The organism is Cognatilysobacter lacus, from assembly GCF_008274655.1.
In the GTDB taxonomy this organism is placed as follows: domain Bacteria; phylum Pseudomonadota; class Gammaproteobacteria; order Xanthomonadales; family Xanthomonadaceae; genus Cognatilysobacter; species Cognatilysobacter lacus.
On sequence record NZ_VTRV01000207.1, the window covers coordinates 1 to 3,413 of the forward strand.

Consider the following 3,413-nt stretch of genomic DNA (forward strand, 5'->3'; position numbering starts at 1 on the left):
TATGCCGGCGCTCGCTCGAAACGCTGGTGCAGGTCGAGCAGGTGCGCGCAGCGGCCGGCGATGCATCGGCGCCCAAGCGCGCCGATGCATTCGCCCGCGAGCGCGATGCGTGCACGCTGAAGCCGCCGCCTCGCTACTGACATGACGTCCTCCCGCCTGGCCGACGCGAGCCGCGCGGCGCTCGCCGACGGCGGGTCGCTTGCGTCCGAGATCGAAGGCTTCCGCCCGCGTCCGGCGCAGCAGGATCTGTCGGCGGCCATCGCCGATGCGTTCGACACGCGCGGCGTGTTGCTTGCCGAAGCCGGCACCGGCACCGGCAAGACGTTCGCCTACCTCGTGCCCGCCTTGCTGTCGGGCAAGAAGACGATCATCTCGACCGGCACCCGCGCGCTGCAGGACCAGCTCTACCATCGCGACCTGCCGCGCGTGCGCAATGCGCTCGGCGTCGGCCACAAGAGCGCATTGCTGAAGGGCCGCGCGAATTACCTGTGCCACTACCGCATGCGCCAGGCACAGGGCGAGCCGCGTTTCACCAGCCGCGAGCAGGTCGCGCAGTTCCAGCGGATCGTCGCGTGGTCCGGTCGCACGCGAATGGGCGACCTCGCCGAACTCGAGGACATGCCGGAAGACTCGCCGCTGCACGCACTGGTGACGAGCACCGCCGAGAACTGCCTCGGCACCGAATGCCCATTCTTTTCGGAGTGCTTCGTCGTCGCCGCGCGCCAGCGCGCGCAGGCGGCGGACATCGTGGTGGTCAACCATCACCTGCTGCTCGCCGACCTCGCCCTGCGGCAGGAAGGCTTCGGCGAAATCCTGCCGGGCGCGGAAGCCTTCGTCATCGACGAGGCGCATCAGCTGCCCGAGCTCGCGGCGCAGTTCTTCGGCGAATCGCTGAGCGCGCGCCCGCTGGTCGAGTTGTCGCGTGACGCGCTGCTTGAATGCCGGCAGGTCGCGTCCGCGCTCGCCACGGTGCAGGAGCCCGCGCGCGACCTCGAGCACCGCGTGCGCCTGCTGCGCAATGCGATGGACGAGTTGCCGGTGCGCGGTACGCGGCGGCGCGCGAGCGAGGCTCCGGCGGTCGAGGACGCGTTCGACGCCCTGGACGACGCGCTTGCGACGCTGCAGGACGCGTTGCGCCCGCTCGTCTCGACATCACCCGGCTTCGATAGTTGCGTGGCGCGTGCGAACGAATTTCGTGAGCGCCTGTCGCGTTGGCGCAACGAGCCCGAGCACGATGCGCAGGCACTGATGGCCGACGAGGAAGCGCCTGCGGCCGACGCCACACCCAGGAAGCGTCGTAACGACGGCAGCGTGCTCTGGTACGAACTGACCGCGCGCGGCTTCCGTCTTTCGTGCACGCCGCTCGACGTGGCCGGCCCCTTGGCCCAGCACCGCGAACGATCGCAGGCCGCGTGGATATTCACCTCGGCGACGCTCGCCGTTGGCGGCCGCTTCGAGCATTTCTCGATCAAGCTCGGCCTGTGGCAGCCCGCGACGATGCTGGCCCCGAGCCCGTTCGACTGGAAGTCGCAGGCGCTGTGCTATGTGCCGCGCAACCTGCCGGAACCTTCGGCGCGCGACTACACGGCGGCTGTGATCGATGCAGTACGTCCCGTGCTGGAGGCGTCGGGTGGCCGCGCATTTCTGCTGTTCGCATCGCATCGCGCGCTGCGCGAATCCGCCGAATTGCTGAAGGGCGGTCCTTGGCCGCTATTCGTGCAGGGCGAAGCGCCGCGTTCGGTGCTGCTGGAGCGCTTCCGCGCATCCGGCAATGGCGTGCTGCTCGGCGCGGCCAGTTTCCGCGAGGGCATCGACGTGGCCGGCGATGCATTGAGCGTCGTTGTCATCGACAAACTGCCATTCGCCGCGCCGGATGACCCGGTGTTCGAAGCGCGCCTCGACGCGATACGCCGCAACGGGGGCGTCCCGTTCCGCGACGAGCAGCTGCCGCAGGCAGTGATCGCACTGAAGCAGGGCGTCGGGCGGCTGATCCGCAGCGAGAGCGATCGCGGGGTGCTGGTGCTGTGCGACCCGCGACTGGTCAACCGTCAGTACGGCAGCGTCTTCTTCAACTCGATGCCGCCATTCCCGAAGACGCGTGACCTTGCCGCCGCGCGCGCGTTCTTCGACGCCAATCCCGATCTCCAGCATGCGCTGCCGACGCTGCTCGATGTGGGCTGAAGCTGCGATCATCCCGCGCATGAAACTGCTCGCGTTCGAAACATCCACCGAGGCCTGCTCGGTCGCGCTGGCGATCGATGGCGAGTTCGTCGAGCGGTTCGAAATCGCGCCGCGGCGCCACGCCGAACTCGCGCTCCCGTGGGCGGATGCGCTTCTGGCCGAGGCCGGCATCGCGCGCTCGCAGATCGACGCGATCGCGGTCGGACGCGGGCCAGGCGCTTTCACCGGCGTGCGGCTCGCGATCGCGATCGCGCAGGGCGTGGCCCTCGGGCTCGATCGGCCTGTCATCCCGGTATCGACGCTGGCGGCGCTCGCGCTACCCGCGGCACATGTGCACGCCGGCATGCCCGTCTTCGCAGCCATCGATGCACGCATGGGCGAGTTGTATGTCGCCGCCTATCGCTGGAACGACGACGCCTTGCATGCGCTCTGCGACGAGGCGCTCACGACGACCGATCGCGTCGTGCTCGACGGCGGTGGCTGGCACGGGGTCGGCACCGGTTTCGCCGCGCAGGACGGCGCGCTCGCAACGCGCTGGGCGACGTCGCTCGCGGGCGTGCAGCCCGGCGCACTGCCGCACGCGGCTGACGTCGCGCGGTTGGCATTGCGCGCCGGCGGCGGTGTCGCGGCCGAACTCGTCGAGCCCGCTTACCTGCGCAACAACGTGGCGCTGACGCTGGTCGAGCAACAGGCGCTGCGCGATTCCAGGAAGTAGGGCGCTGAGGCTTGCCCGCTGAAGCAGCGGCAGGCGTCAGTCGTCGACCATCGTGCCTTCCGGCCGGAACCACCACGTGCGCGTGACGTGGAGGATGTCCGGATCCTCCTTCGTGTGCGGCAGCGGTGGATAGGGCTCGGCCATCTTCGCGATGCGCAGCGCGGCGGCATCGAGTGCGGGCACGCCGCTGGACTGCACGATGTCCTCGCGCTCCACGGTGCCATTGCGGCGCACCGCGACCGTGATCACCACCTGCCCGGAAAGCCGTCGACGCCGTGCCTCGTCCGGATAGTTGAGGTTGCCGACGCGCTCCACGCGGTCCACCCAGCCGCGCAGGTAACTCGCCCACACGTACTCCTGGGTGCTCGCCGAGACGAATTTGCGCTTCGGGCGCTTCGCATAGCGCTGCGAGCGCAGGTGGATCTCCGCGGCCAGGCGCGCCATGCGCTCGTCGCGCTCGATCTTCTGCTCGCCGACGGGCGCCGGCACGTCGGTGGGCGTCGGCGTGGCGACGGCG

General features: G+C 69.8%; 3 protein-coding genes. 2 read left to right on the top strand and 1 reads right to left on the bottom strand.

All coding sequences use genetic code 11. The features are described 5' to 3' along the window. Positions 1 to 141 precede the first annotated feature (141 nt). Entirely contained in the window at positions 142 to 2,181 is a 2,040-nt protein-coding gene (yoaA, locus tag FW784_RS13135; protein WP_149353778.1) for a DNA repair helicase YoaA, read from the top strand. Between the two features lie 19 nt (positions 2,182 to 2,200). Then, positions 2,201 to 2,896, top strand: a complete 696-nt coding sequence (gene tsaB / locus FW784_RS13140) for a tRNA (adenosine(37)-N6)-threonylcarbamoyltransferase complex dimerization subunit type 1 TsaB (RefSeq protein WP_149353779.1) — start codon at positions 2,201 to 2,203, stop codon at positions 2,894 to 2,896. A gap of 36 nt (positions 2,897 to 2,932) precedes the next feature. Here the strand turns inward: tsaB and FW784_RS13145 are convergent. Then, positions 2,933 to 3,413 (bottom strand): energy transducer TonB family protein (locus FW784_RS13145; RefSeq protein ID WP_149353780.1); only part of this gene is annotated, 481 nt, incomplete at its 5' end.